The following is a 23,997-nucleotide window of genomic DNA, read 5'->3' as shown; positions in this document are numbered from 1 at the left end:
CACCGTCGGCACGTGCCCATGCACTTGCCTTCGTCCCGCTGATCTGTTCAAGTTGGCCCATGCATTCCATTGCCACTAGCTTCCAGAACCTCGCCGCGCCTTTCGCGCGGAGCTTCGTCCTGGCCGGCAACAACAATAATCGCGCGAACAATAACGCCAACTTCTGGCGGGCCGACGCGTAGCTTCAAGTTTCCAATACATACGCGAAAAAGGCCCGCCTAGAGCGGGCCTTTTTTCGTTTCTGCACCACGGTTTTTCATCAACGACGAGGGGAAGTGTGATGTGTTCGATCTTCGGAATGTTCGACCTGCAGCCGGGCGACGATCTCGCCGCACTGCGCCGGCAGGCGCTGGAATTGTCGCAGCACCAGCGCCATCGCGGGCCGGACTGGAGCGGGGTGTTCGTCGACGCCGGCGTGATCCTGGTGCACGAGCGTCTGGCCATCGTCGACCCGGCCAGCGGTGCGCAACCGCTGCGTTCGCGCGACGGTGCACTCGCGCTGGCGGTGAATGGCGAAATCTACAACCACCGCGAGCTGCGTGAAGCCAGCAGCTATGACTTCACCACCGGCTCGGATTGCGAGGTGATCAATGCACTGTATCGCGAACTGGGTGCAGACGGCTCCCTCGCTGATCTTGTCGGCAAGCTCAACGGCATCTTCGCGTTTGCCTTGTGGGATGGTGAGGCTCAACGCTACGTGATCGCCCGCGACCCGATCGGGGTCTGCCCGCTGTACTGGGGACACGATGCGCAAGGTCGCCTGTGCGTGGCCTCGGAAATGAAGGCGCTGGTCGGCGTATGCGCGGACGTGTCGCCGTTTCCGCCCGGGCATGTGTATGACAGCGCCGATGGCGAGCTGCGCCGCTACTACCACCGGCCATGGCGCGACTACGCGCAAACGCAAGGCCACGATGTCGCGGCGCCGGCTTTGCGCAAGGCGTTCGAGCAGGCCGTACATCGGCAGCTGATGACGGATGTCCCTTACGGCGTGCTGCTTTCTGGTGGGCTGGATTCCTCGCTGGTGGCTGCATGTGCCGCGCAGTTCGCGCGGCATCGCATCGAGGAGGGCGATCGCACTGAGGCCTGGTGGCCGCGGTTGCATTCGTTCGCGATCGGACTGGATGGCTCGCCGGATCTGGCCGCCGCGCAGATCGCCGCCGATGCGCTGGGCACCGTGCATCACGGCTTCGTCTACACGTTCTGGGAAGGCCTGGACGCGCTGCCGGAGGTGATCCGGCACATCGAAACCTACGACGTCACCACCATCCGCGCCGCCACGCCGATGTACCTGCTGGCACGGCGGATCAAGGCGATGGGAGTGAAGATGGTGCTGTCCGGCGAAGGCTCGGACGAGTTGTTCGGTGGTTATCTGTACTTCCACAAGGCGCCATCGGCCGAAGCGTTCCACGAAGAAACCGTGCGCAAGCTGGACGCGCTGCACAGCTACGACTGCCTGCGTGCGAACAAGGCGATGATGGCCTGGGGCGTGGAGGCGCGCGTGCCGTTCCTCGATCTGGAGTTCATCGATGTGGCGATGGGCCTGGATGCGCTGCACAAGATGGCCGGGCAGGGCCGGATCGAGAAAGCGGTGCTGCGCGAGGCGTTCGAAGGCGCGCTGCCGGATTCGATCCTGTGGCGGCAGAAGGAACAGTTCAGCGATGGCGTCGGCTATGGCTGGATCGACGGCTTGAAAGCACATGCCGAGCAAGCGATCAGCGATCGCGAATTCGCTGCGGCCGCGGCACGCTATCCGTTCAACATGCCGGCGACGAAGGAGGCGTATTTCTACCGGCGCATCTTCGAGCAGCATTTTCCGGGTGAGGCCTGCGCGGCCACCGTGCCGGGCGGCAAGTCGATCGCCTGCTCCTCGCCCGCGGCGCTAGCATGGGATCCAGCCTTCGCCAGTGCAGTTGATCCATCGGGACGGGCGGTGCGCGGGGTGCACAGTCAGGCACTGGCTTGACCTGTTTGCTATCCTGTAGCGCTTTATCGACGGCGTTTTGCGACGCCAGCAACTTTATTGGCCGAACCATGATCGAAATCAATCCGATCCTCGCGCAGATCGCGGACCTCCGGGGCCGTGTCGAGTCGCTTAGGGGGTATCTTTGACTACGCTACAAAAAGCGAACGTCTGGAAGAAGTAAGTCGCGAGCTGGAGAACCCGAACGTCTGGGACGATCCGGCACGCGCGCAGGAGCTGGGGCGCGAGCGCGCCCGCCTGCATACCATCGTCAATGGCATCGACACGCTGACCGCGGGTCTGACCGACGCCAGCGACCTGCTGGAGATGGCTGTCGCCGATGACGACGAGGACACCGCCAACTCGGTGATCAGCGATCTGGCGAAGCTTGAGGCGCAGGTAGGCAAGCTGGAGTTCCAGCGCATGTTCTCCGGCAAGATGGATGCGACCAATGCATTCGTCGACATCCAGGCCGGTGCCGGTGGCACCGAGGCGCAGGACTGGGCCGAGATGCTGCTGCGCATGTACCTGCGCTGGTGCGAGTCGCGTGGCTGGAAGACCGAGCTGATGGAAGTCAGCGGCGGCGAAGTGGCTGGCATCAAGTCGGCCACATTCCGTGTCGAAGGCGACTATGCCTATGGCTGGCTGAAGACCGAGATCGGCGTGCACCGGCTGGTGCGCAAGAGCCCGTTCGATTCGGACAACCGCCGGCATACCAGCTTCACCTCCGTATTCGTGTCACCGGAAGTCGATGACGATATCGACATCGAGATCAATCCGGCCGACCTGCGCACCGATGTGTACCGTTCGTCGGGTGCCGGTGGCCAGCACGTCAACAAGACCGAATCGGCGGTGCGTATCACGCACATCCCGACCAATACCGTCGTGGCCTGCCAGACCGGCCGCAGCCAGCACGCGAACCGCGACACCGCGATGAAGATGCTGGCCGCCAAGCTGTACGAGCTGGAAGTGCAGAAGCGCAACGTCGAGCGCGATGCGCTGGAAGCGACCAAGTCCGACATCGGCTGGGGCAGCCAGATCCGCAACTATGTGCTCGACCAGAGTCGCATTAAGGATCTGCGCACCGGCATCGAACGCACCGATACGCAGAAGGTGCTGGATGGCGACCTCGACGAGTTCATCGAAGCCAGCCTGAAATCCGGCCTCGAAGCGGGTTCGAAACGCATCGATGCGTGAGAATTGATCCGTTGAATCGGCCCGATCACCTGCCAGGAGCCACAGCATGAACAGCAAGAAGATCTGCGGAATCCTTGTCGCATTCGCCGCACTTGCGGCGTTCAACGGCACGACTGGCGCTCAGGAGAGCTCAGGTGTCAAGCAGGACGCCAAGGCCGTCGGCCACGGCGTCGCCAACGGCGCCCGCGATGTCGGCCACGCGACCAAGCACGTCGCCGTCAAGGTCGGGCATGCCGGGAAGGAGGCCGGCCTCGGCATCGGGCACGGTGCGAAGAAGGCCGGTATCGCCGTCGGACACGGCGCGCGCGATGGCTGGAATGCGACCCGACACGCTGTCAAGCATGTGTTTCACAAGGACGATTGACGGGCGGCGCCGTTCCGAAGAAACCTCCCGCGTTGTTTGCAACCCAAATCCTAAACAGAGAAACGTCCGCCGCTCGGCTCGAGCGCCGGCTGTAACGGAATCCCCATGAGTGAATCGGTCGACACCCTGCCCATCGACGAAAACAAGCTGATCGCCGAGCGTCGCGAGAAACTGACGGCGCTGCGAGGACAGGGCATCGCGTTCCCGAACGACTTCAAGGTCGACAGCTTCGCTGGTGACCTGCAAGCCGAGTTCGCCGACAAGGACATGCAGACGGCCGAGGTGATCGATGCCGCGGCACGTCGCGTGAAGATGGCTGGCCGCATCGTGCTCAAGCGCGTGCAGGGCAAGGTCAGCTTCGTGCAATTGCAGGATTTCAGCGGACGCATCCAGCTGTTCATCCACCAAGGCACGCTGGGCGAAACCTACGAGGCGTTCAAGGGCTGGGACGTGGGCGACATCGTGGGCGCCGAAGGCGTGCTGATGCGCACCAAGACCGGTGAGCTGTCGGTGCGCGTTGATAACCTGCGTTTGCTGACCAAGAGCCTGCGTCCATTGCCGGACAAGTTCCATGGCTTGGCCGACGTGGAGCAGCGTTATCGCCAGCGTTACGTCGACCTGATCGTTACCGAAGAGGCGCGGCGCACCTTCATGCAGCGCTCGAAGATCATCGGCTTCATGCGCCAGTGGCTGGAGGCGCCGAGCCGTCGCTTCATGGAAGTGGAGACGCCGATGATGCACATCATCCCCGGCGGTGCCACCGCGCGGCCGTTCGTGACGCATCACAACGCACTGGACATGGATCTGTATCTGCGCGTGGCGCCGGAGCTTTACCTCAAGCGCCTCGTCGTTGGTGGCTTCGACCGCGTCTACGAAATCAACCGCAACTTCCGCAACGAGGGCGTGTCGACCCGGCACAACCCCGAGTTCACCATGCTGGAGCTGTACCAGGCTTACGCCACCTATACCGAGATCATGGATCTCACCGAAGGCGTGATCCGCGATACGGCGAAGGCAGTGATCGGCAGCACCCAGTTGCATTGGGACGGCGCCGATATCGATGTCGGCCCGGCGTTCCGTCGCTGGAGCATGGAAGACGCGGTGCTGGAGCTGAATCCGGAGATCCGCCGCGAAGAATTGCGCGATCGTGAGGCGATGGCGGCGCACGCCAGGCGGCTCGGTGCGCAGGTCAAGCCCGGTTACGGCTGGGGCAAGCTGCTGCTGGAAATCTTCGAGAAGACGGTCGAACACACCCTGGTCCAGCCGACTTTCATCACTCAGCATCCGGTCGAGGTATCGCCGCTGGCGCGCGAGAGCGATACCGACAAGGGCATCACCGACCGCTTCGAGCTGTTCGTCAACGGCAAGGAGATCGCGAATGGCTTCTCCGAGTTGAACGATCCGGAAGATCAGGCCGCACGTTTTCAGGCCCAGGTCGACGCGAAGGACGCCGGCGACGACGAGGCGATGCACTTCGACGCCGACTACATTCGGGCGCTGGAAGTGGGCCTGCCGCCTACCGGCGGCCTTGGCATCGGCATCGACCGGCTGGTGATGCTGCTGACCGATTCGGCGTCGATCCGCGACGTGTTGCTGTTCCCCTATATGCGCCCGGAGGCTTGAACCATGTGGTACGCGATCATCGGCACCGACAACGCGAATTCGCTGGAGGCGCGCAAGTCCGTGCGGCCGGCGCATCTGGCTCGTTTGCAGCAGCTGCAGGACGCGGGACGCATGCTGCTGGCTGGTCCATTTCCGGCGATCGATGCGGAAGATCCAGGCCCGGCCGGTTTCACTGGCAGCCTGATCGTGGCTGAGTTCGCCTCGCTGGCCGAGGCGGAAGGCTGGGCTGCTGCCGATCCCTATATCGCTGCCGGCGTGTATCGCGAAACCGTGGTCAAGCCGTTCCGCAAAGTGCTGCCGTGATGCGGACACAGCGATGACCGGGCAACCCGTCATTGAGCAAATCCGCGAACGCCTGCAGGCCGCTTTCGCCCCGACTGAGCTGGAAGTGCTGGACGAAGGCCACAAGCACGCTGGCCATGCGGGGGAGGACAAGGGCCACTTCCATGTACGGATCGTCAGTGCCGCGTTTGCCGGCCAGCCGCCGATCAAGCGCCACCGGATGGTCTATGCGGCGCTCGACGGGCTGATGGATAACGGCATCCATGCGCTGTCGATCGACGCCGTTCAAGATAAATAACAATTAATAACATATATTTATGGTTAACTATTGAAGTGAAACTTCATGTTTAACCACATTGCAGCGCCGCCCTGCGTTTGGCACAGTGCCCTGTCGCCCGAGCAGCGGGCGTTACCTGACTGACCTACTGATGACCGCATGCGCCTGAGCACGATCAAACTCGCCGGTTTCAAGTCCTTCGTGGACCCGACCACCCTGCATCTGCCGAGCAACATGATCGGCGTGGTCGGCCCAAACGGCTGCGGCAAATCCAACATCATCGACGCGATCCGTTGGGTGATGGGCGAGAGCGCGGCCAGTCGCCTGCGCGGCGATTCGCTGACCGACGTGATCTTCTCCGGCTCCAATTCGCGCAAACCGGTGGGGCAGGCCACGGTCGAGCTGATCTTCGACAACGCCGATGGCTCGATCCAGGGCGAGTACGGCCAGTACGCCGAGATATCGGTGAAACGCCAGGTCACCCGCGACGGCCAGTCCGCGTATTACCTCAATGGCGCACGTTGCCGCCGCCGCGACATCACCGACCTGTTCCTCGGCACCGGGCTGGGCCCGCGCAGCTACTCGATCATCGAGCAGGGCATGATCAGCCAGATCATCGACGCGCATCCGGAAGAGCTGCGCATGCATCTGGAGGAGGCCGCCGGCATCTCCAAGTACAAGGAGCGCCGCAAGGAAACCGAGAGCCGCATCAAGGCCACCCGCGAAAACCTCGACCGCGTGCGCGATGTGCGCGACGAGGTCGACAAGCAACTCGAACACCTCAACCGCCAGGCACGTGCCGCCGAGCGCTGGAAGGCACTGAAGGAAGAGCAGACGCGCAAGGAAGCTGAGCTGCGTGCACTGGAATACCGCGGCCTGAAAAGCCAGCACGACGGCGAAGGCGCGAGCCTGTCCGCCGCCGAGATCGAGATCGAGAAACAGCTGGCCGGCCAGCGCCAGATCGAGGCGCAGCTGGAAAACGTGCGTGAGCGCCATACCGACGCCAGTGAGCATCTGAATTCGGTGCAGGGCGACGTTTACAAGGTCGGCGCCGAGATCGCCCGAGTCGAGCAGCAGGTTCGGCATAACCGCGAAAATGCCGATCGGTTGCAGCGCGCCCATGGCGACGCTGAGCGCGAACATGCCGAGCTGGCCGCGCACATCGCCACCGACAGCGGGCAGATCGAAACGCTGCGCATGGCGCTGGCCGAAGGCGAACCGAAACTCGAAGCTCTGCAACAGATGCAGGACGACACCGCCGAGACACAGCGCAGCACCGAGGCCAAACTGGCCGACTGGCAGCAGCGCTGGGACAGCCACACCCGCAACGCCGGTGAATCCAACCGCGCGGCCGAAGTGGAGCGCACCAAGCTCAACTACCTAGATCGCCAAGGCATCGACCTCTCCCGCCGTCGCGAGGCGCTGGAAACCGAGCAGAAAGCCACCGACGTGGCTGCGCTGGATGCCGCTGGCGAGCAGTTGCACGGCGAGCACGACACCCAGCGCGAGCGCGTCGAAACGCTCGGCAGCCTGCTCGACCAGCACAAATCCAGCCACGAGAAAGTGCAGGAAGATGAGCGTCAGGTGCAGTCGGCGCTGAACGAGGCACGCCAGCAATTGCAGACCGCGCGTGGTCGCCAGGCCTCGCTGGAAGCACTGCAGCACGCCGCGCTTGGTCAGGAGGAAAGCGCCGCCAGCGGCTGGCTGAGCCGACTCGGGCTGGACAAGTCGCGCCGTCTCGGCGAATCGCTGCAGGTCGAGGCCGGCTGGGAAACCGCGGTGGAAAGCGCGTTGAGTGGCTTCATCGATAGCGTGCTGGTCGATGGCTCGCATGCATTGGCCACCGAATTCCATGCGCTCGAGAACGCCGACGTCGCGTTGCTCGATGCCGCCGATGGCGGTGCGAACACCGCCGGCACGCTGGCCGCGCATGTGCGCGGACCCGCCGCGGCGCTGGCGATTCTCGGCCATGTTCTGACTGCCGAATCGCTCGACGACGCGCATCAACGCGTGGCTTCGCTTTCCGCACTGGCACCGTACCAGTCAGTGATCACGCGCAACGGTGAATGGCTGGGTCCAGGCTGGGCACGCGTGCGTCGTGCGCAAGGCAGCCAGGTCGGCGTGCTGGCGCGTGAGCGCGAGATCCGCTTGCTGGCCGAACAGATCGCCACCTTGGAAGCGCAACTGGAGGAATCCAGCGAACGACTGGATACCTTGCGCACCAGCAAGTTCGAGGCCGAGCGTGCCCGCGACGACGCCCAGCGTGAGCTGTATGCCGCGCATCGTCGCCAGTCCGAGCTGGCCGGCCAGCTGCAGAGCCATCGCGGCAAGCTGGAAACCGCTCGCGCCCGCGCCGAGAAAGTCACCGGCGAGTTGAACGATCTGGCCACCCAGCTCGATGAACTGCAGAGTCAGACCCGTGAGGCTCGCGCACGGCTGGATGAATCGGTCGGCCTGATGGGCGACCTGGAAGACCAGCGCCGCGAGCTTGAAAACGAGCGTCGCGTCTTGCTGGAAGCGCGCGAGGAAGCGCGCATGAATGCGCGCGAAGCGGCCGACCAGTCACACTCGCTGGCTCTGGCACTGGAATCCAAACGCTCGTCGCTGGCTTCGCTGGAACAGGCGCTAGGCCGCATGGACAGCCAGTTGCGTCAGATCGAATCGCGCCGCACGGAAATCACCGAGCAGCTCGCGGCCGGTTCCGATCCGATCGCCGAACTCGAGGCCGAGCGGCAGACCTATCTCGACCAACGCCTGCTGGTCGACAAGCAGCTGGTCGAAGCACGCCGCGCGCTGGAAGACTGCGACCTCGAATTCCGCAAGCTGGAACAGCAACGCCATCTGGCGGAGCAGGGTCTGTCCACGCTGCGCGAGAGCCTGTCCCAGAAACGCCTCGCTGCGCAGGCGCTGCATCTGCGCGCCGAGCAGCTGGCCCAGGCGATCATCGCTTCCGGCCTCGAATTGGAAACCCTGCTGGCCGAACTGGCCGAGGACATCGACGCCAACCAGTGGCGCCAGCATCTCACCGACCTCGGTCAGAAGATCGTGCGACTGGAGCCGGTTAACCTCGCCGCGATCCAGGAGCACGCTGAGCAGAGCGAGCGCAAGACTTATCTCGACAACCAGCTCGCCGATCTGGTCAGCGCGATGGAAACACTGGAAGGCGCGATCAAGAAGATCGATCGCGAGACGCGCCAGCGTTTCAAGGAAACCTTCGACAAGGTCAACGCCGGTGTGCAGGAACTGTTCCCGCGCCTGTTCGGCGGTGGCCACGCCTACCTCGAACTGACTGGCGATGACCTGCTCAATACCGGCGTGTCGATCATGGCGCGCCCGCCGGGCAAACGTGTCTCCAATATCACCTTGTTGTCCGGCGGCGAGAAGGCGTTGACGGCCGTGGCCTTGGTGTTTGCGATCTTCGGCCTCAATCCCGCGCCGTTCTGTCTGCTCGACGAGGTGGACGCGCCGCTGGACGAGGCGAACGTCGGCCGCTTCTCCAGTCTCGTTCGCGAAATGAGCGAGAAGGTGCAATTCATCTTCATCAGCCACAACAAGGCCACGATGGAAGCGGCTACCCAACTGTGCGGCGTGACCATGCGCGAGCCGGGCGTGTCGCGACTGGTACAGGTGGATCTGGCCGAAGCGGCTAAACTCGCAGGCGCTGCCTGAGGAACCCATGATGACGCTGCAACCCGTGCTCGCTTTCGCCTGGAACCCCGCTGTCGGCATTCCGCTGCTGATTGTCGGCCTGATCGTGCTGGCGCTGATCTGGCTGTTTGGTCAGCCTAAGAAGGAGCAGGGCAAGCGCCGTCCCGCCCCCAGCGAGCACACCGGCGAACGCCGTGAGCCGACGCTGGGCGAACCGAGCCTGGCTGACGATCCGGTATTCAGTGCACTCGACCGGCCAGGACACGGCAGCCAACACATGGACATCACGCAACCGGAGCAGGGCGAGCTGGAAGTCGGTCTGCGCGAGGAACTCGAACGACTCGGGGCGACACTTTCGGGTGAACGTAGTGCGGCTACGCCAAAGCCGGCTGCCTCGGGGCACTCCACTCTGGCCGGTCATGCTGCCTCCATCGTGGATGCACTGCGCGCACCCAGTTCCGCTGAACGGATACCTCCGGCGACTACTACCGCTACAACACCGCCCGCTGCTGCGCCAACGGCTCCCGCAGCCGCGCCAGTGACAGAGAAAGTACCGCCGCGCTCGGATCTCGGCCGCCGACCGAGTCAACTACCGGTGGAGCGCATCGTCACGCTGTTCGTGGTGGCGCGCGAAGGAGGGCACTTCAATGGCCCGGATCTCGTGGTAGCCGCCGAGAAAGCTGGCCTCGAATTCGGCGATATGGGCATCTATCACCGCCTGCTCGACGGCAAGCGCGAACTTGGCCCGATCTTCAGCGTGGCCAACATGCTCAAACCGGGCAACTTCGATCTGGCTCGACTGGACGCGCTGCACACGCCCGGAGTGAGCTTCTTCATGACCTTGCCTGGCCCACTGCCGGCACTGGATGCATGGGATGCGATGCTGCCCACTGCACAGCGTCTGGCCGAACTGTTGGACGGTCACGTCCTCGATGAAGAGCGCAACGCACTTGGCCGTCAGCGCATCGCGCACATCCGCGACCAGCTGCGCGGCTGGGACCGCGACCACGAAGGCAAGGAAATCATCTTCGGCCGTTGAGCAGGAGCGTTGGTTTGGCAGTCGGCGCTGGCTGTGGTGGTCAATCTTTAATTGCGCATAATGTATATTATGTCAACTTGCGTTATTGGCCTGATCGTCGTTGGCATGATCGTTGCCGGTCTCCTTAAGCAGCACAGGAGCCGCAATGGAATTCTCATGGAAGTTTGACCGCAAAAAACAGGTACTTCAGGCACCGAGCGGATGGACCGTCACCGTTCGAGAAATCGCCCAAGCGTTACAGGACAGAGTGCAATGCAGGTATGACCTCACCGGACCTTGGGCGGGCTGGCGGATACGGGGAAAGGTTCTGACAGGCCCACGCGGCGAGCGAATCACACCCGACCAATTGCGACTGACCGCAGCAGCGAACGGTAGCAATCCGACCTAGCGCAGCACAAAACCGGCCTCACAGCGCACCGCATGCCCCGAACCGTCAACAGCGTTCGTGTACGTGGTGCCGCTGACGAGGACGACCACGCCGCCCATACACGACTCACCTGGCAGCAGCGGCATACGGGATGGCTCAACAATACGTGCCGGCAGATCGCGCAACGGCGATACGTCCGACACCTGGACTGCGCGAGGCAACGGCCTTTCCAGTTCGCGTGACCGCTGGAAGATGTAGCGATACATCGGCACCGTAGCCAGCACCAACACAGCGGCCAGCGCGTAATAGCTTCCTGCTCGCATGATTCCCCCGAACCGCCCAGTTTCCTGCAGGGAGCATACAGGCACGATTTCCCGACGGGAAACCGCTCGGTCAAAAGCGGTCTATCGGCTGGCCGTTTTCTCCATAGGTTTTGCCCAAGGTGCAAGCACCTTGAGCCCGATTGTCGCGCCCTGCAGGGGTGTTCACGCAGAGAGACAATCACGCGATCGAGGGCATGCCGGCATCGCGATCGGAGAATTCGAGGGAAAACCGGAAACAATCAAAAGCGGGTTTGTCGTGAGAAGGGTTGTACACGACTGACCACCGGTGGACATGCGGGCAGGGTTAGCAACACGCGCTGACCACACTGCCCAGCTGCCCTTAGAGACGCCCTCCCGGGCTCGGGCCTACGGCCCAAAGAGCAACGCCGCCTAGTTGGAGCGACCCGTCCAAGACGACGGCCCCGGCCCATGTACAAGCTCGGGAGGGGTGTACTCCGCAGGAATGCCCCGTTTGTGCCAATTGGTGCCATCGCCAGCGTCAGCAGCAGACTTGCCCTGCCCCTGATCCACCGAGGCCACCTGATCGCCCGCAGGCGGCGTTGCTGGCACGTCCAGTGGCCATGCCGTGACGACGATCGCATCCTTGCCCACGATCAGCTTCACACCGTAGCCGTGAACTTCGACGGTGACACCCAGTTCGCGAATCTGCGCGAGATTAAGCCGGTCAAGCACTGCGCCCTGATCCTGTCGCCACTCGATCACGCCGAGCGCCTCATGACCTGGCATTGAAACCAATCCGGCCAGCCGAGGGCGTGCCTTATCAGCAAGGTCGAACACGTACGCCTGCCCCTGATCCATCTTGGCGTGATGCTGCACCGACGCGACCTGAGCCGCAGCGTGCGGGAGAACCTCGCCCGTAGAGAGCGTCGTGGTCTGCACAGCGTGCGAAGTAGCAACGGGAGGCACAGGCTTCGCCAAGCCCGAGTGCGGGCCGAAAAACGACGTGAACTGGTAAATCGCGAAGATCACCAGCGGAACGACGAAGATTGCGTACTTACCGATTTTGCGCCAGACCGTTGTCCCGCCCGCCTTGTAGACCGCGACGTTTTTTGACCCCTGCGCGTAACCCCTGTAAAGCGGGAAAATCGCCTTGTCGTACGTGAAGGTTTCAACGCCAATCTTTTCGAACTTCTCAGGCGCAAGCGAGTGATAACGCGTGACGTTGTACTTACCATCCATGCCCACTGCGGTAAGTTTCTGAAAGGTGTTTTTACGCTCAATACGACCACGCACCGACGAGTGGAGACGCTTGTAGAACTGCGTCATTAACACCACGTCACCGCCGTTCTGGCCAATCAATGCGAAGAACTCTTCAATCGCTGGCTGTATCGCCTCCCGGGACGCGACGTAGAAACCGTGACACTCGTCGATCACACACAGCGAGTCTTGCAAGTGTGGCGGGATTTTCCAGTCGCCCTCTTTGTTCTGAACAGCAAGGAACTTGCCGCGAACTTCCTTACTATTGAGGTGCACCAAACGCTCATCGAGCGTCGCCATGTCCATCTTCAGATAGTCGCCAATGGCCTGGCGCTTATCCGGTTCATCCAAGCCGTTAAGCCTTGCGTACACCGTCCGACCTGCCGTGAGCGCCGGAAGAATATGGAACTTCATCACGTCGTAGGACTTGCCCGAGCGCGGGATTCCTTCGTTGAAAACAATCACGGGATCACCACTGGAAGAGAGTCAGGAATTTGCGCATCAAGCGGAAGGCGTAGCCCGCGCCGATTAGGACCAACGCGGCAGGAATTTGCAGTTTCACCATGAAGAAACCGGCAATCGGCCCGGCCTGTCCGAGCAGGTTGCCCATCGAGTTGTTAGCAATCCAATCCGGCACAGGGATCGACGAGATCGCCAACGCGACAAGGCCCAGCACCGCCGCAAGCACGTACGTCACGAGGTCTTTAAAGAACTGCGCAATCGCCGCGAAAAACACGTTGAAGGCATAGGCGAGCCAACCCGTGATCCGTGAGAGCCAGCCGCTGCTAGTGATCTGCGCGGGCAGGCCCTTGACCACGCCAAGGCCAACACCGAGCCTGCCACGCGCCGCCGCCGTGAAGCCGCCTATACCGGTCAGGCAGGATTGATTAGTACTGCCCTGTTGCGTCACGCAGACCGATCCCGAGCCGCCGACGTTGCCATCACCGCAAACGATGACACCCGTCACGCTGGAGCAGCCTGGAGGAATCGTTCCCTCACCGTTCGAACCGGTGCCGGAGTCAGCGCAGACCACAATGCCTTGCACGAGGGAACACCCTGACGGAATCGTGCCGATTGCACGAGCAGTAGGCGCATACGTCATCGCGCCAAGCCCGAACAAGGCAAGGAGGATTACGAAGAGCAAGGACTCAATAAATCGCGATGCAGAATGCACGGAACGCCCCCAAAGCAAGAACCATATAACCGGCCAACGTGAGCAGCGCTAGCATCCCGTCTGCGCAGAAAAAGCCGAAGTCAAAGCCCGCCATACCCCAGTATTTGTTCCCGGCGATATGCCACGACGGACACGACCCGCCAAGACCCGACGCATTAAAGAACCCCGTCGCCGAGGACATAAGCGGCGAAATGGAAACCTGCGCTTTGAAATCGGCGTAAACGCTAGCCGGCGTGTCCGTCCCGGCGCTGTACATGTCGCCCATGATGCCGTCCGCATTGCCCACGTCACAGGCTCCGGTCGTGCACTTCGAAGCAGTAGACGATGCCGAAGCGGGGTTATCGGTTTTCGTCGTAGAAATTCCCGTCGTAACACCCGTGGAATTGCCCGTGCCGCCCGTACCCGTACCATCACCCGTCGTCGTTGTCGTGCTTGTGCTCGTCGTCGTGCTGCTACTGGACGTCGCTGGGTTCTTGGTAGTGCTAGCCGTATCGGTGGAATGGTTCGCGCTGGACGATGAAGAGGCAGGCGCACCGGTCGAGCTTGGATTAGCCGTGACACACGTGCCGCTGATGGCATCGCAGTAAGTCTTGCTGCCGTCAGCGTTCACCACTGGTGCGGGTTGCACGGGAGGTACTTCGGCTGGCTCGCCATTCGTTACCTCGCAGACGGTTCCGATAACCATTTGCTGACCGGAATGATCGCCGCCAAGTTGTAGCGATAGCGCGCAAGAGGTACCCCCAGAAGGCGGAATCGTGCAAGCCGCACCCGACTTTTTGTAGTAGTTGAAAGGCGTCGTAGGGCTCGGGAGATACGAGCCCGCTTGACAAGACGCGTCCGGAGGAATGCCGCCGTCGAAGCCCCACTGGCCAAACGTAGAGGTAGTCGTCCCGCACGAACCGTTAGCCAAGCAGCCAATTTTACCGACGTATGTCCCGAACACGACGACACAATCTTCGCCGGTGTACGGGCCAGAGAAAGGAAAATGCTCCGCCAGTGTCCACGCCTGACACTGGGACATGGCTTGCGCATAAGTAGCGCCAAATGCCGCAGCCCGCGAAGGAGCCGAGTAACACAGGCCCAGCAGAGCCACGAGAAGCGAAAGGAGGACGGCCTTAATCATTATCAAGACCCTTGCACGCCGCCCATGCACAGAGCGCACCGAGGAAGCCGCAAAACAGATCGAGGATCATGCGTCACCCTCATGCTCGCGTCGGTACTCTTCGCGCCATTCCATCGCGTCATACTCTTCATCGGTCATGTCAGCGCCCTGCTTTTCCTCAAGGTCAGGTGCATCGAGCAAACGCTGGTCGCCGTCGTAGTCAAGCTGCGAATCATCTTCGGCATCCGCCTCGCTGACGTCGTCCGAAAACTCAACGTCCGGAACCGATGCATTCGCCTCACGACCGCGCGCCGCCCAGAAGTTATCGTCGTATTCCATCGTTCCCGGTTCGCCGCCGACGTACACAGGCGCGCCACCGAAGAAGCCCGCCACCTTGCGGACCATGAACAAAACGAACAACACGCCCGCCACGATAACGCCCGCAGAGAGCAACGTGGACACCACCGGTGCCTTGTCAATCTGCGAGAACGCGTCCTGTCCGGCTTGACTGGCCGTGTACGTGCCCGAGCACGGACCGCCCGAAACAGACGCACCGCCGATACCACAGGGGGGAAGTTGTTGGTCTGGCATGTCCGCTATTCGCCCAGGTGGAGAAGAAGTAACGGGCGAGGAATCCCCGCCCGTTGGTGTCACACGATCAACCGAAGAAGCGCGCCACCTTCTTGGTCGCCCACTTGGCGAAGCCGACGCCAGCGAGGATCACACCGGCACCAACCAGCGCCGTGATCGCCGTGCTGCTGTCCAGACCCGTCAGGATCGAGGAGAAGTCCGCACCGACGATGGCCGCCGACGCATTCACCGAAACCACCGCCATCGAGGCCAGCAGAGCCAAACTCAAGGTCTTTGCCTTGTTCATAAAATCACCCTTTGTTGATCGACCGGAATTGGTCATTTGTCGTTGAACATCGAAACAACGGCTCCCACGCAGCGTGCAGCCAGATACATGATCATCACCAAGCCCCACGCCCCGAAGAACCAACCCAGCGCTTGATCAGAGGTAGGAGCCGTCAAGGCGTCCTGCATCACCTGATACACGCCGTATTCGCTTCCACTGACCAGCACGTAACCCGTGCACTCGCCGACGGTCTGACCCGTAGGGGTCAGGGTTCCGTCAACGTTGAGCGTTACGCACATAGCCATAGAGGCGAATCCTTTTAGCCGTCTAGACGGCTGTTATTTCTGCGCCGCGACCGGCTGCGGCTTGATCTGCGCCAACGGCACCAGCACCGCCCGGCTCATGGTCAGACGGCCATTAGCGACCGCGAACGATTCCGGAGCCAGCGTGTACTCGCCCGGAGACAGCTGCTTGCCCGGATCGAGCGTCAGCTGGAAGGCGGTCGGCAGGCCGTCGATTTCAAGCACCGCCCACTGCTTGATACGCTGGCGAGTAACGCCTTCCCATGTGGATTCGAACGGCTCCACGGCCTTGTTGAGAACATTAATTTTCATGCTGCTTGCTCCTGTAGTTGATCGTCGATGCGATATGCCCAAACCTGCCCGCCAGCGCCTACCACCACGCGCCACGGAGACGGCAGGAACTCCCCCGTGAATTTGTCCATGTAACCGCCCGAAACCTTGCGGATGTCCGCTTTGCCGGTCAGCGCATCGCGAACCCACATCGGGGCTTGCCAGTAGCGGACGTGCCGCCGACCTTCGGGCTGCAAGCCACCATGACCGCACATGCGCGCGCCGCGCGGGTAGCCCATCGCCTGCTCTACCGTCGTCTTGCTGGCGTACTTCGTGATGTAGCCGATTGGCGATTGCGCCGTAACGATGTTCGTCATGCCATGTGGCCACCAGCCTTGCGCATCGGCGTGCGGCAGGTATTTACCCTTCGGGAGCCAGACCACGACGTGGTAATGAAGTGCACCGCGCTTCTGTAGCTCAGCCACCCAGACATAGCGCAACCGAATTCCACGCTCGCGACACCAGTGGTTCATCGCCTTGCGAAACGCGCCGAAGTGGCCCGCTTGCCAACCGTCAACGTCCGCATAGGTCAGGGTGATGAACTTCTTATTCCACAGCTGCGCGTTGCGTTCAGTGTGCGCGTCGAAATGCAACAGCCGTGCCGCATGGCCGACTGACGTTTTCATCCGCTTGATGCGCGAGGCTTCCCGGTTGATCTTCAACCGCTCGCGAAGCGGCCGCTTTTCTGCCTGCAAAGTATCTACCCGATCCTTTGTTGCATTAGTGATAAACCCCAGGGCAAACGGCTCCGCGTCGCTTCGCTCCGCGGAGGCGTTTGCCCTGTTGAACTGGCAAATTTCACCCATGCCATTTGCTCCGAGCGATATCGACAAAAGGTGCATTGATCGCGGCGTCTTGCTGGTTCCGTATCGCCCAGTACAGCCGGGTATGACGCACGGCCAGCGTATCGGCAGCGTCGAGCAGTGAGAAAACTTCGTCGTTGCACTGCGCCGCCGCAGCGAGGCCGGACGGGTACAGGTCGAACGGTTCGACGCCCATGCCGGCAGGCCCAGCGGCGGGACACGGATAGTCAGGCGGCGGGTACTTGCCGAGGTAGAGCCTATCCATCGCAGTCGGCCATATCGGACGCTGTTTCAAGGTTGTCGGCAAGCGAATCCGCCGTGATCGACAACACGAAATGCAGCGTTTGCTGACCGTTCAAAGCAGCGCGATCACTGAGCGCACGAAGGCGCGAGAGCAGTTGGCTAGTCTCGGCCATCTGCACAGGGCAGGTTTCATCCATCGACATGAGGACACTCCAACCCGACGCGTTGCAGCGCCAGATGAATGAAGGAATAGGATTGTTCGGATTGCGCGAACGGCACCGGCCTGCCCTGGCTAACCAGCCACTCACGATGGATCGAGTGCGCGTCCCATTTGACGAGCTCACGACGCAGCGAAAGCGGAACGTCGCCGCCCGCTTTGGCAATCATCGAGATAGCCGTCCGAATGCCATTGCGCATGCCTTCGGCGTAGACCATTCCGGCATCGGCTTCGACGGTAGTGGAATGGCGTGCAGTCATTGCTCGCCCCGGTGCGCAATCCATAGGACCACGCGTGTCACCTGCCGACCGAACTCGCGAAGGCCGAGGAAGAACACATAGACGGCCAGAAGTGAAAGTGCGATTTGCATCACTGCCCCCAAACCGTGCGGTCATACGCACGCGAGAAACGCCGCCATGTGCGGCAGCGGCGGCGAAGGAAGAGAAGGACACCACGTCCGCTCAACCGGCCGAACAAAGCACCAGCCCAGCACGCGGCGAAGGAACCCACAAACCCGGCCTTGAACAACATGGCGAGCGCCTGCGCGAATTGATCGACCGTGACGGTATTCATCGGAGCGCATGCCGGATCGCGGACAGGATCAACGCGATAGCTACGCCGCAGGCGATGCGCGTCACGTAGTACGACCAGCGGCGGCTCACGACTGCACCCCGAGCATCAAATCCGCAGTGCGTTCCAGCATCGACTCGCGCTTGTCGGAGCGAAGGTGCGCCAGCCGGAAGGCAGAGAGCGCCGCGTCCTGTTGCGCGTGCGAGCGATGCTCCTTACGCATGGCCTGGTCTATCCGCTGTTCCTCAGCGGTCATGGGCTGGGTGTGCCTCATACCGGCGAACCGGAAAACACGTGCAGCGTGTACGCGCCCGACTTGTGCGAGGACACGGGCAGAACGCCCCGCCGCCCTGTACTCAACCACCGACAGGGGTGGCGGTGGCAGATTCGCAGGGCGGCGGAAACTAGGTGAAATCGGGTACCCGGCACAACCGGCCAAATTGGCCCGTAGGCGAGCGTTGAGGTTGGCGAGTCGGCGGACCACGACTACGAGCCAGAACAGCGCGAGGGAGAACGGTATTGCGGCGAGAAGGTACATTGCGGCCCCTGTTACGGTTCAAGGTTGTTGAACTCGGAGCGAAGTACACTACCCTTGAACCTCCCAAGTCAAGGGTCTTGAACCATGAGCACAGCGAATAAATTGCTTGACAAATATGCCGCAGTGTGCGGGACCAGTCAGGACAAGGAACTCGCGATAAAGCTTCGCGTGTCGAAAGGCGCTGTGAGCAATTGGCGACATGGACGCGCCCAGCCGAATGCCGAAGCGGTCGAGAGAATGTGCAGCGCGATCAACGAACCGCTTCGCGCATGGTTGCCGCTGATCGAGGCAGAACGTGCCCGAACACCGGGCGATCGCAAGGTGTGGCTTCGACTGGCTCAGGCTGCTGCGTCGTTCGCAATGATCTACGCGTTTAGCCGTCTAAACGTCCATGAAGGGATCGTTTCGGCGCTGGTTTTGGCTTCGCGTAATCCGGGCACACTGTATATTATGTAAAATTTCAGAACGTCACCTGGGTATATAGCCCGATGACGAAGGCGTCAGGAATCTTCCCTGTTCCGCCGGGATGAATCACGTATTGCAGATTGGGACGTAATACGAGCCATGGCGTTAGCCGCGCGCCATAGTCGATTTCGGCGACGCTTTCGTAAGTCTGGATGCCTACGGCACCAGGCGTCACGCTGTCGCGGTCTTCCTGATAACGGGTCAGTCGGGAATTGGTGCGCGCATAGGCAACCATGAAAGCGACCACGTCGTCATCGCGGCCGGGAAAGGTGCCCTGGAAGTGGCCGCCGGCCATCCAGAAGTAGCGGAACTTGGCGGTCGCCGCATCGCCCACGCCGGCCATGGCCCCAAAATAGAGCCCACATGCGGAGTCTGGCCCTTCGCGATAGACCATGTGGTTCGCGACGACGTAGCCGCCCGAGCGTCCGTTGTGCTGTTCGAAGGAGCCATCGGTCAGTCCGGCGGAAAGTCCGTTGACATCCGTGAGCACGTCAGGCGCTTTGGAGGTGTTGTAGTAGCCGCCGACCTTGATGTTACCGGGCAGTTCGCCACTGCCGCTGCCAGTCATCCAGCCGAGTTCGACTGGTATGAAAGCACCGGTGCTCTTGAAGCTCAGATTGAATCCCTCATCCGCATTGCCTTCGTTGGGATTCACCTGATAGATGCCGGTTGCCACGTAGAAGCCCGGCGTGGGACGTACTTCGATGCGAGCACCCCACTCTGCCGTGGGAAAATTGTGCGCACCGCTGTTGACCGTCATGGCATTGGCGTGGCCGCAGATCACGCCGTTCTGGAAATCGCAGAATGCCGGCAGATTCGCAAAGTGATCGCCGAGCGGTGACCAGCCGAGCTCGATGATGACCTTGTGATCGAGCAGATCCTGCTGATAGTTCAGTTCGGCCAGGCGGAAGTTCTGGCCGGCACCATAAAGCTCCTGCACCGCGAACTGGTTTCCGATTGCATCGGCCGACAGGCTGCGTCCGCTGCGATCGGTCAGGGTGAACTGAATCTTCGCATCGGGAACGCCCCACAATCGGTCGAGATCGAAATCGGCGCCGAGGTCGAACTGCTGCGTATAGCGCGCGGTTTGATACTTGCCACCGGAGGGATTGCCGGCACTTTCGGTCGTCCAGTGCGCACGCAGGGTGATGCCATCATTCTGCAGCTCGGTGCGCAAACCGCCCCAGTCGCCGGTCATCGTGGGTTGACCCAGCCAGCCGTCCGTCGTTGCCTGCTGCGCCATGGCCGGACAAACACTTAGCAGAGCCGTGCCGAACAGCAGGCACCGGGTAGTCTGATGCAACTGCGGAATCGAGTGACTGCGCATCGGATGATCACCTCGGGAGGGTCTTGCTGCTTCAGATCTGGTTGAGCCTTGCAATACCGTCAGGGTGATCGAGCTAGTCGTGCCCTGCCCGACGCGCCTTTTGTCGCTTGCGTCGCATGAGCATGGCGATGATCGCGACAAGCAGCAGCACAACGACGACCAGCGCCAGTCGTGCGAGCAGCACCAGATGCGACGGCGCGCCACCGGCGCGCAGGGTTTTCACCTGATCGACACTGATCGCGGCGGCGGGGTTTCCGTAGTGCTTGATCAGATACGAACCCAGCGTGGCGACTTGTTGATCGGTCAATGTTTGCGCAAAGCCAGGCATGTGCACATCCGAGCCATCCGCCGGCCAGCGGATGCCGTCGAGTATCACCATCACCAGATTGTTGGTGTGAGTTCGGCCAGTCGCCGTGTTGTGGAACAGCGACGGCAAACCCCCATCGAAGCTGCCCTGCCCTTGGGCTTGGTGACAGCTTGCGCAGTAACCGTCGTAGAGCTGCGCACCGGTCATCTTGTTCGGATCGCTGGGCAACGCCACACCACGCAAGCTGTCGAGTTCATCGGATGCAGCGCCCCAGCTATCGACAGCGCGGGTGTCGACCGGATCATGTTGCGCGGGTACGGTTTTCAGGTACGTGGCGATCGCCTGCAGGTCCGCGGCGGTGAGATGTTGCAAGCTGTTGTCGACGGCTTCGGCCATCGGGCCGGCAGCCTGTGCCCTGCCGGTGGCGTGCCCGAGTTTCATGTAAGCGACCAGATCCGATTCACTCCAACCACCGATGCCGCTGTTCGCATCCGAGGTGATGTTGGGCGCATGCCAGGTGCCAACATCGCCGCCAGCCAGTTCGCGTGACGACTGTTCGGCCATCAACAAATTGCGCGGCGTATGGCAGGTGCTGCAATGCGCCAGCCCGCGCACCAGATAGGCGCCACGGTTCCAGTCGGCGCTCTTGCCCGGATCGGGCGTGAACGGTTTGCTGTCGAGGAATAGTAGATTCCACGCCGCCATCGACAACCGGATGTTGAAGGGAAACGGCAGCCGGGTCGGCGTCGGTGCGGTGTCGACGGGGCTCACGTCGTGCATGAACCAGGCATACAGCGCGTGCACGTCGTCGTCGCTGAGCCGCGCATACGCGGTGTACGGCATCGCCGGATACAACCGCGCGCCATCCGCACGGATACCGCGGCGAAGCGCATCACTGAATTGCTGCTCGGTGTAGTTGCCGATGCCGGCCGTTTTCGATGGTGTGATGTTGGTAGCGATGATGGTGCCGATCGGTGTCGGTACTGGCAAGCCGCCGGCGAAAGGCTTGCCGCCAGGTGCGGTGTGGCAGGCCACGCAATCACCGGCGATCGCCAGATACTGGCCGGTACTCGCACTGTCGGCCGCCGTGGCGACGCCCGCGTAAAGGCCCGCAAGCACGCAGATCAACGCGAGGAGTGGAGTCATCCCTTTCATGACAGGCTCGCTTCGCGCTCGGCGTTCGATATCGCCGCATGCACGCCCGCTGGTTTCGGCAGGATGTGCTCGGCAGTGCGCAGCGCCAGCGCGATACCAGTGAGCGTGGAGTTCATCGTCGCCGCCGTGGGCATGACGCCGGTGCTGCAGATAAACAGATTCTCGTGATCATGCGTGCGGCCGAAACCATCGACGACCGAACTCTTCGGATCGTTGCCCATGCTCATGGTGCCGGTGATGTGTTGGTTGTTGGCGAAGTTGCCGTCCGCGCTGTAACGCAGGCCGGTGCCGCCCATCAGTTCGGCGATGCGCGCGAAATCGGCTTTGGATACATCCGCAGCACGGCGTGTGTAGTCGCCGATCGAGTAATGCGCCTCGGGTTTCGGGATGCCCATGGCATCCTTTTCCGAACTGAGCGTGATGCGATTGTCGGGATCGGGCAGCACCTCCAGCACGTTCTTGACGTTGACCTGGCGCGCCGCGCGCCAGCGCAACTGCTTGTCGAACTCGGCGCCGTACACGCCTTCCTTGATCAGGTCCTGGGTGACGCTGAGCACCTGCGAGATATTGGTGAAATCCAGCCGGTACGGTGCATGCTGGGAGCGGAAGGCGCCGTCGCGCAGCGTATTGATGGAACTCGGGCTCTGCGGACCACGACCAAGCCACAGCTCCTCGTCGGCGTAGAACGTGAGCGAGGTGCTGGGATGGTCCATCAGATGACGGCCGACCATATCGGAGCTATTGGCCAGGCCGTTCGGGTATTTGTCGCTGGCCGACAGCAGCAACAGCTTCGGGCTCTCGATGCCGTTCGCGGCCAGGATGAAGGTCTTGCCGGTGACACGATGCGTGCCCTTGTCGGGATCGAAGTAATGCACCGCGGCGATGCGGCCCTTGGCGTCGTGCTCGATCCGATACACCACGGCGTTCGCGATCAGCCGCGCGCCGGCGGCTTCGGCCGCGGCTATGGCGGTTTCTCCGGTGTATTGCGCGTTGACCGGGCAGATCGGCTGGCAGCTGTTGTTGCCGACGCAGGCCGGACGGCCGCCGTAACTGCGGCTGTTGCGCGCCACAGTATTAGCGACGACGGCATAGGTGGGCGCAAGCCGCTCGCGAAAACGGCGCATCGACCAAGGCTCGGCCACCGGCTCCATCGGGAACGGCTGGGTGCGCGGTGAGCCGGTGTCCGGCGCGCCGGCGACGCCGATGAGTTCCTCAGCCTCCTGATACCAGGGATCGAGTTCCTCATAAGTGAGCGGCCAATCGACACCCACGCCATACAGGCTCTTGATGCGCACATCATTCGGCACCAGCCGCCATGCCTGCGCCGCCCAATGCCAGGTGGTGCCGCCGACGGCGCGGATGTATTCGGCCGGATACGGATACGGTCCGGCCTGCTTCAGATAGCCATTGTCCTTGGGCACATAGATCGGATGCGGCGCCCATGGCGATGGCGGATACGGCGCCATCCAGTTGCCCTTGATCGGCGAATTCCGGAACGCAGCGACGACCCGGTCCCGATCCAGCCGCGGCCCGGCTTCGAGTATCAGTACGGAAGCACCTTGCAGCGCGAGTCGACGTGCCGCCAGCGAGCCGACGATTCCCGAGCCGATGACGACAATGTCGGCCGATAGTTGTTCGGACATCTGCCCCACTCCTCAGATGGGTTTGTTGGTCCAGCTTCCGTACGTGCCATAGGCATAGGTCGGTGGCTTCAGCACATCGGCGACGACTACAGCGTTGAGCGCGGTTTCGTAGTCGATGCATCGTGCTGCTTCATCACTGCCGACCACACCCAGGTACCAGGCGCCGACGATTTTTCGCGGCAGCGGTGCCAGCGGCGAATGTTCGGTGTCCAGCACGTTCTGCAATTGCTGCGGGGCGATCTGGCGCTGGTTGATCAGCGTCAGCAAGGCCTGCGCATCGGCGGGAAAGTGGGCATCGTCGGCGACGAGGGCGTCATAAAGACGTGACGTCTGCGTGGCATCCAGCACCTGTCGGCCGACGAGGATCGCGGAGAGCGCCGTAAACGCGCCGCGGTCAGCATGCGGTGCCGGTTGCGCCAGCGCCCAGGGAATCAGGGAAGCGGTGTATGCGGTCAGCAGGCCTGCCAGCAGGCGGCGACGCGAGGGGTCAACAGGAGCGTCGTGACTTGGCACCATGTCTTCGAGTTCGTTCATCGCCACTGCTTACCCCCAAGGAGTTGCAACGAAACCTGCGACTGAAGTTCTAACCGGCCGGCGCAACGCTACTCCGTTCATGGCGTAAGTTGCTGCGGAAACACGTCGACGAGTGACGCCACCACGTGGTCCC

Annotated in this window: 28 protein-coding genes; 10 read left to right on the top strand and 18 right to left on the bottom strand. The window is 62.1% G+C overall.

The window, feature by feature from the left end; all coding sequences use genetic code 11:
* Positions 1–280 precede the first annotated feature (280 nt).
* From asnB to zipA, 8 genes are all read left to right on the top strand, one after another.
* Positions 281–1,963, top strand: coding sequence for an asparagine synthase B (asnB, locus tag IE071_RS06135; protein ID WP_189440213.1), 1,683 nt, complete (start codon positions 281–283; stop codon positions 1,961–1,963).
* A 68-nt stretch (positions 1,964–2,031) separates the two neighbouring features.
* Positions 2,032–3,157, top strand: a protein-coding gene (gene prfB, locus IE071_RS06130) for a peptide chain release factor 2 (RefSeq protein WP_189440212.1) whose coding sequence is annotated in 2 segments (ribosomal slippage) — positions 2,032–2,106 and positions 2,108–3,157 — 1,125 coding nt in all. Because the reading frame shifts where the segments join, the coding sequence is not laid out codon by codon here.
* A gap of 46 nt (positions 3,158–3,203) precedes the next feature.
* Complete coding sequence (locus IE071_RS06125) at positions 3,204–3,521, top strand: hypothetical protein (protein WP_189440211.1); 318 nt, start codon at positions 3,204–3,206, stop codon at positions 3,519–3,521.
* A 105-nt stretch (positions 3,522–3,626) separates the two neighbouring features.
* On the top strand, positions 3,627–5,144 hold the full coding sequence (lysS, locus tag IE071_RS06120; protein ID WP_189440210.1) for a lysine--tRNA ligase: 1,518 nt from the start codon (positions 3,627–3,629) through the stop codon (positions 5,142–5,144).
* Positions 5,145–5,147: 3 nt separating this feature from the next.
* Positions 5,148–5,447, top strand: coding sequence for a YciI family protein (locus tag IE071_RS06115; RefSeq protein ID WP_189440209.1), 300 nt, complete (start codon positions 5,148–5,150; stop codon positions 5,445–5,447).
* Between the two features lie 13 nt (positions 5,448–5,460).
* Positions 5,461–5,724 carry a BolA family protein gene (locus IE071_RS06110; protein ID WP_189440208.1) on the top strand — a complete coding sequence of 88 codons (264 nt, stop codon included), beginning with the start codon at positions 5,461–5,463 and terminating at the stop codon, positions 5,722–5,724.
* A gap of 138 nt (positions 5,725–5,862) precedes the next feature.
* Positions 5,863–9,372, top strand: a complete 3,510-nt coding sequence (smc, locus tag IE071_RS06105) for a chromosome segregation protein SMC (RefSeq protein ID WP_189440207.1) — start codon at positions 5,863–5,865, stop codon at positions 9,370–9,372.
* 10 nt (positions 9,373–9,382) lie between these two features.
* The gene (gene zipA, locus IE071_RS06100) at positions 9,383–10,390 is read left to right on the top strand and encodes a cell division protein ZipA (protein WP_189440206.1); all 1,008 of its coding nucleotides are present in this window, start codon (positions 9,383–9,385) and stop codon (positions 10,388–10,390) included.
* Between the two features lie 384 nt (positions 10,391–10,774).
* On the opposite strand, the gene IE071_RS06095 is transcribed toward zipA, so the two are convergent.
* From IE071_RS06095 to IE071_RS06080, 4 genes are all read right to left on the bottom strand, one after another.
* A complete protein-coding gene (locus IE071_RS06095; protein WP_189440205.1) occupies positions 10,775–11,080 on the bottom strand; it encodes a hypothetical protein in 306 nt (101 codons plus the stop codon).
* Positions 11,081–11,470: 390 nt separating this feature from the next.
* On the bottom strand, positions 11,471–12,763 hold the full coding sequence (locus IE071_RS06090) for a zonular occludens toxin domain-containing protein (RefSeq protein WP_189440204.1): 1,293 nt from the start codon (positions 12,761–12,763) through the stop codon (positions 11,471–11,473).
* 4 nt (positions 12,764–12,767) lie between these two features.
* Positions 12,768–13,343, bottom strand: a complete 576-nt coding sequence (locus IE071_RS06085; RefSeq protein WP_189440203.1) for a hypothetical protein — start codon at positions 13,341–13,343, stop codon at positions 12,768–12,770.
* A 103-nt stretch (positions 13,344–13,446) separates the two neighbouring features.
* Positions 13,447–13,758: a hypothetical protein gene (locus IE071_RS06080; RefSeq protein WP_189440202.1), complete on the bottom strand. Its 312-nt coding sequence runs from the start codon at positions 13,756–13,758 to the stop codon at positions 13,447–13,449.
* A gap of 16 nt (positions 13,759–13,774) precedes the next feature.
* On the opposite strand from IE071_RS06080, the gene IE071_RS06075 reads away from it, so the two are divergent.
* Positions 13,775–14,059, top strand: a complete 285-nt coding sequence (locus IE071_RS06075) for a hypothetical protein (RefSeq protein WP_189440201.1) — start codon at positions 13,775–13,777, stop codon at positions 14,057–14,059.
* A gap of 602 nt (positions 14,060–14,661) precedes the next feature.
* On the opposite strand, the gene IE071_RS06070 is transcribed toward IE071_RS06075, so the two are convergent.
* From IE071_RS06070 to IE071_RS06025, 10 genes are all read right to left on the bottom strand, one after another.
* Entirely contained in the window at positions 14,662–15,165 is a 504-nt protein-coding gene (locus IE071_RS06070) for a hypothetical protein (protein ID WP_189440200.1), read from the bottom strand.
* Positions 15,166–15,232: 67 nt separating this feature from the next.
* Positions 15,233–15,451 (bottom strand): hypothetical protein, encoded by a 219-nt coding sequence (locus IE071_RS16010; protein WP_229792772.1) that lies wholly within the window; start codon positions 15,449–15,451, stop codon positions 15,233–15,235.
* Between the two features lie 32 nt (positions 15,452–15,483).
* Entirely contained in the window at positions 15,484–15,735 is a 252-nt protein-coding gene (locus tag IE071_RS06060) for a hypothetical protein (RefSeq protein ID WP_189440199.1), read from the bottom strand.
* 33 nt (positions 15,736–15,768) lie between these two features.
* Positions 15,769–16,044: a hypothetical protein gene (locus IE071_RS06055; RefSeq protein ID WP_189440198.1), complete on the bottom strand. Its 276-nt coding sequence runs from the start codon at positions 16,042–16,044 to the stop codon at positions 15,769–15,771.
* Positions 16,041–16,868 carry a rolling circle replication-associated protein gene (locus IE071_RS06050; protein ID WP_189440197.1) on the bottom strand — a complete coding sequence of 276 codons (828 nt, stop codon included), beginning with the start codon at positions 16,866–16,868 and terminating at the stop codon, positions 16,041–16,043. The genes IE071_RS06055 and IE071_RS06050 overlap by 4 nt, the downstream gene beginning before the upstream one ends.
* A complete protein-coding gene (locus tag IE071_RS06045) occupies positions 16,861–17,130 on the bottom strand; it encodes a hypothetical protein (RefSeq protein ID WP_189440196.1) in 270 nt (89 codons plus the stop codon). The genes IE071_RS06050 and IE071_RS06045 overlap by 8 nt, the downstream gene beginning before the upstream one ends.
* On the bottom strand, positions 17,123–17,311 hold the full coding sequence (locus IE071_RS06040) for a hypothetical protein (RefSeq protein WP_189440195.1): 189 nt from the start codon (positions 17,309–17,311) through the stop codon (positions 17,123–17,125). Before IE071_RS06040 ends, IE071_RS06045 begins: the two co-directional genes overlap by 8 nt.
* Entirely contained in the window at positions 17,298–17,585 is a 288-nt protein-coding gene (locus IE071_RS06035; RefSeq protein ID WP_189440194.1) for a hypothetical protein, read from the bottom strand. The genes IE071_RS06040 and IE071_RS06035 overlap by 14 nt, the downstream gene beginning before the upstream one ends.
* A gap of 109 nt (positions 17,586–17,694) precedes the next feature.
* A complete protein-coding gene (locus IE071_RS06030) occupies positions 17,695–17,898 on the bottom strand; it encodes a hypothetical protein (RefSeq protein ID WP_189440193.1) in 204 nt (67 codons plus the stop codon).
* Between the two features lie 85 nt (positions 17,899–17,983).
* Positions 17,984–18,151 carry a hypothetical protein gene (locus IE071_RS06025; protein WP_189440192.1) on the bottom strand — a complete coding sequence of 56 codons (168 nt, stop codon included), beginning with the start codon at positions 18,149–18,151 and terminating at the stop codon, positions 17,984–17,986.
* 366 nt (positions 18,152–18,517) lie between these two features.
* Here IE071_RS06025 and IE071_RS06020 point away from each other — a divergent pair, with 366 nt between their 5' ends.
* Positions 18,518–18,889, top strand: coding sequence for a helix-turn-helix domain-containing protein (locus IE071_RS06020; RefSeq protein ID WP_189440191.1), 372 nt, complete (start codon positions 18,518–18,520; stop codon positions 18,887–18,889).
* Between the two features lie 4 nt (positions 18,890–18,893).
* On the opposite strand, the gene IE071_RS06015 is transcribed toward IE071_RS06020, so the two are convergent.
* From IE071_RS06015 to IE071_RS06000, 4 genes are read right to left on the bottom strand one after another with little or no spacing between them, the layout of a single operon-like run.
* Positions 18,894–20,366: a carbohydrate porin gene (locus IE071_RS06015; protein WP_229792771.1), complete on the bottom strand. Its 1,473-nt coding sequence runs from the start codon at positions 20,364–20,366 to the stop codon at positions 18,894–18,896.
* Positions 20,299–21,678 carry a c-type cytochrome gene (locus IE071_RS06010; RefSeq protein ID WP_229792770.1) on the bottom strand — a complete coding sequence of 460 codons (1,380 nt, stop codon included), beginning with the start codon at positions 21,676–21,678 and terminating at the stop codon, positions 20,299–20,301. Before IE071_RS06010 ends, IE071_RS06015 begins: the two co-directional genes overlap by 68 nt.
* Positions 21,679–21,683: 5 nt before the next feature.
* Positions 21,684–23,330 carry a GMC family oxidoreductase gene (locus tag IE071_RS06005; protein ID WP_189440189.1) on the bottom strand — a complete coding sequence of 549 codons (1,647 nt, stop codon included), beginning with the start codon at positions 23,328–23,330 and terminating at the stop codon, positions 21,684–21,686.
* A 12-nt stretch (positions 23,331–23,342) separates the two neighbouring features.
* Positions 23,343–23,864 carry a sorbitol dehydrogenase family protein gene (locus IE071_RS06000; RefSeq protein ID WP_229792769.1) on the bottom strand — a complete coding sequence of 174 codons (522 nt, stop codon included), beginning with the start codon at positions 23,862–23,864 and terminating at the stop codon, positions 23,343–23,345.
* Between the last annotated feature and the right edge of the window lie 133 nt (positions 23,865–23,997).

This window comes from Rhodanobacter panaciterrae (assembly GCF_014651895.1).
GTDB classification, from domain to species: domain Bacteria; phylum Pseudomonadota; class Gammaproteobacteria; order Xanthomonadales; family Rhodanobacteraceae; genus Rhodanobacter; species Rhodanobacter panaciterrae.
This window is presented reverse-complemented; position numbering and strand designations above follow the sequence as displayed.

Coding starts and splice junctions, on each gene's coding strand:
- asnB (WP_189440213.1), top strand. CDS start 281: ATGTGTTCGATCTTCGGAATGTTCGACCTGCAGCCGGGCGACGATCTC.
- IE071_RS06110 (WP_189440208.1), top strand. CDS start 5,461: ATGACCGGGCAACCCGTCATTGAGCAAATCCGCGAACGCCTGCAGGCC.
- IE071_RS06045 (WP_189440196.1), bottom strand. CDS start 17,130: ATGGATAGGCTCTACCTCGGCAAGTACCCGCCGCCTGACTATCCGTGT.
- zipA (WP_189440206.1), top strand. CDS start 9,383: ATGACGCTGCAACCCGTGCTCGCTTTCGCCTGGAACCCCGCTGTCGGC.
- IE071_RS06005 (WP_189440189.1), bottom strand. CDS start 23,330: ATGTCCGAACAACTATCGGCCGACATTGTCGTCATCGGCTCGGGAATC.
- IE071_RS06025 (WP_189440192.1), bottom strand. CDS start 18,151: ATGACCGCTGAGGAACAGCGGATAGACCAGGCCATGCGTAAGGAGCAT.
- IE071_RS06035 (WP_189440194.1), bottom strand. CDS start 17,585: ATGACTGCACGCCATTCCACTACCGTCGAAGCCGATGCCGGAATGGTC.
- lysS (WP_189440210.1), top strand. CDS start 3,627: ATGAGTGAATCGGTCGACACCCTGCCCATCGACGAAAACAAGCTGATC.
- IE071_RS06000 (WP_229792769.1), bottom strand. CDS start 23,864: ATGAACGAACTCGAAGACATGGTGCCAAGTCACGACGCTCCTGTTGAC.
- IE071_RS06055 (WP_189440198.1), bottom strand. CDS start 16,044: ATGAAAATTAATGTTCTCAACAAGGCCGTGGAGCCGTTCGAATCCACA.
- IE071_RS06070 (WP_189440200.1), bottom strand. CDS start 15,165: ATGCCAGACCAACAACTTCCCCCCTGTGGTATCGGCGGTGCGTCTGTT.
- IE071_RS06050 (WP_189440197.1), bottom strand. CDS start 16,868: ATGGGTGAAATTTGCCAGTTCAACAGGGCAAACGCCTCCGCGGAGCGA.
- IE071_RS06125 (WP_189440211.1), top strand. CDS start 3,204: ATGAACAGCAAGAAGATCTGCGGAATCCTTGTCGCATTCGCCGCACTT.
- IE071_RS06040 (WP_189440195.1), bottom strand. CDS start 17,311: ATGTCGATGGATGAAACCTGCCCTGTGCAGATGGCCGAGACTAGCCAA.
- IE071_RS06095 (WP_189440205.1), bottom strand. CDS start 11,080: ATGCGAGCAGGAAGCTATTACGCGCTGGCCGCTGTGTTGGTGCTGGCT.
- IE071_RS06020 (WP_189440191.1), top strand. CDS start 18,518: ATGAGCACAGCGAATAAATTGCTTGACAAATATGCCGCAGTGTGCGGG.
- smc (WP_189440207.1), top strand. CDS start 5,863: ATGCGCCTGAGCACGATCAAACTCGCCGGTTTCAAGTCCTTCGTGGAC.
- IE071_RS06010 (WP_229792770.1), bottom strand. CDS start 21,678: ATGACTCCACTCCTCGCGTTGATCTGCGTGCTTGCGGGCCTTTACGCG.
- IE071_RS06030 (WP_189440193.1), bottom strand. CDS start 17,898: ATGAATACCGTCACGGTCGATCAATTCGCGCAGGCGCTCGCCATGTTG.
- IE071_RS06115 (WP_189440209.1), top strand. CDS start 5,148: ATGTGGTACGCGATCATCGGCACCGACAACGCGAATTCGCTGGAGGCG.
- IE071_RS06060 (WP_189440199.1), bottom strand. CDS start 15,735: ATGGCTATGTGCGTAACGCTCAACGTTGACGGAACCCTGACCCCTACG.
- IE071_RS16010 (WP_229792772.1), bottom strand. CDS start 15,451: ATGAACAAGGCAAAGACCTTGAGTTTGGCTCTGCTGGCCTCGATGGCG.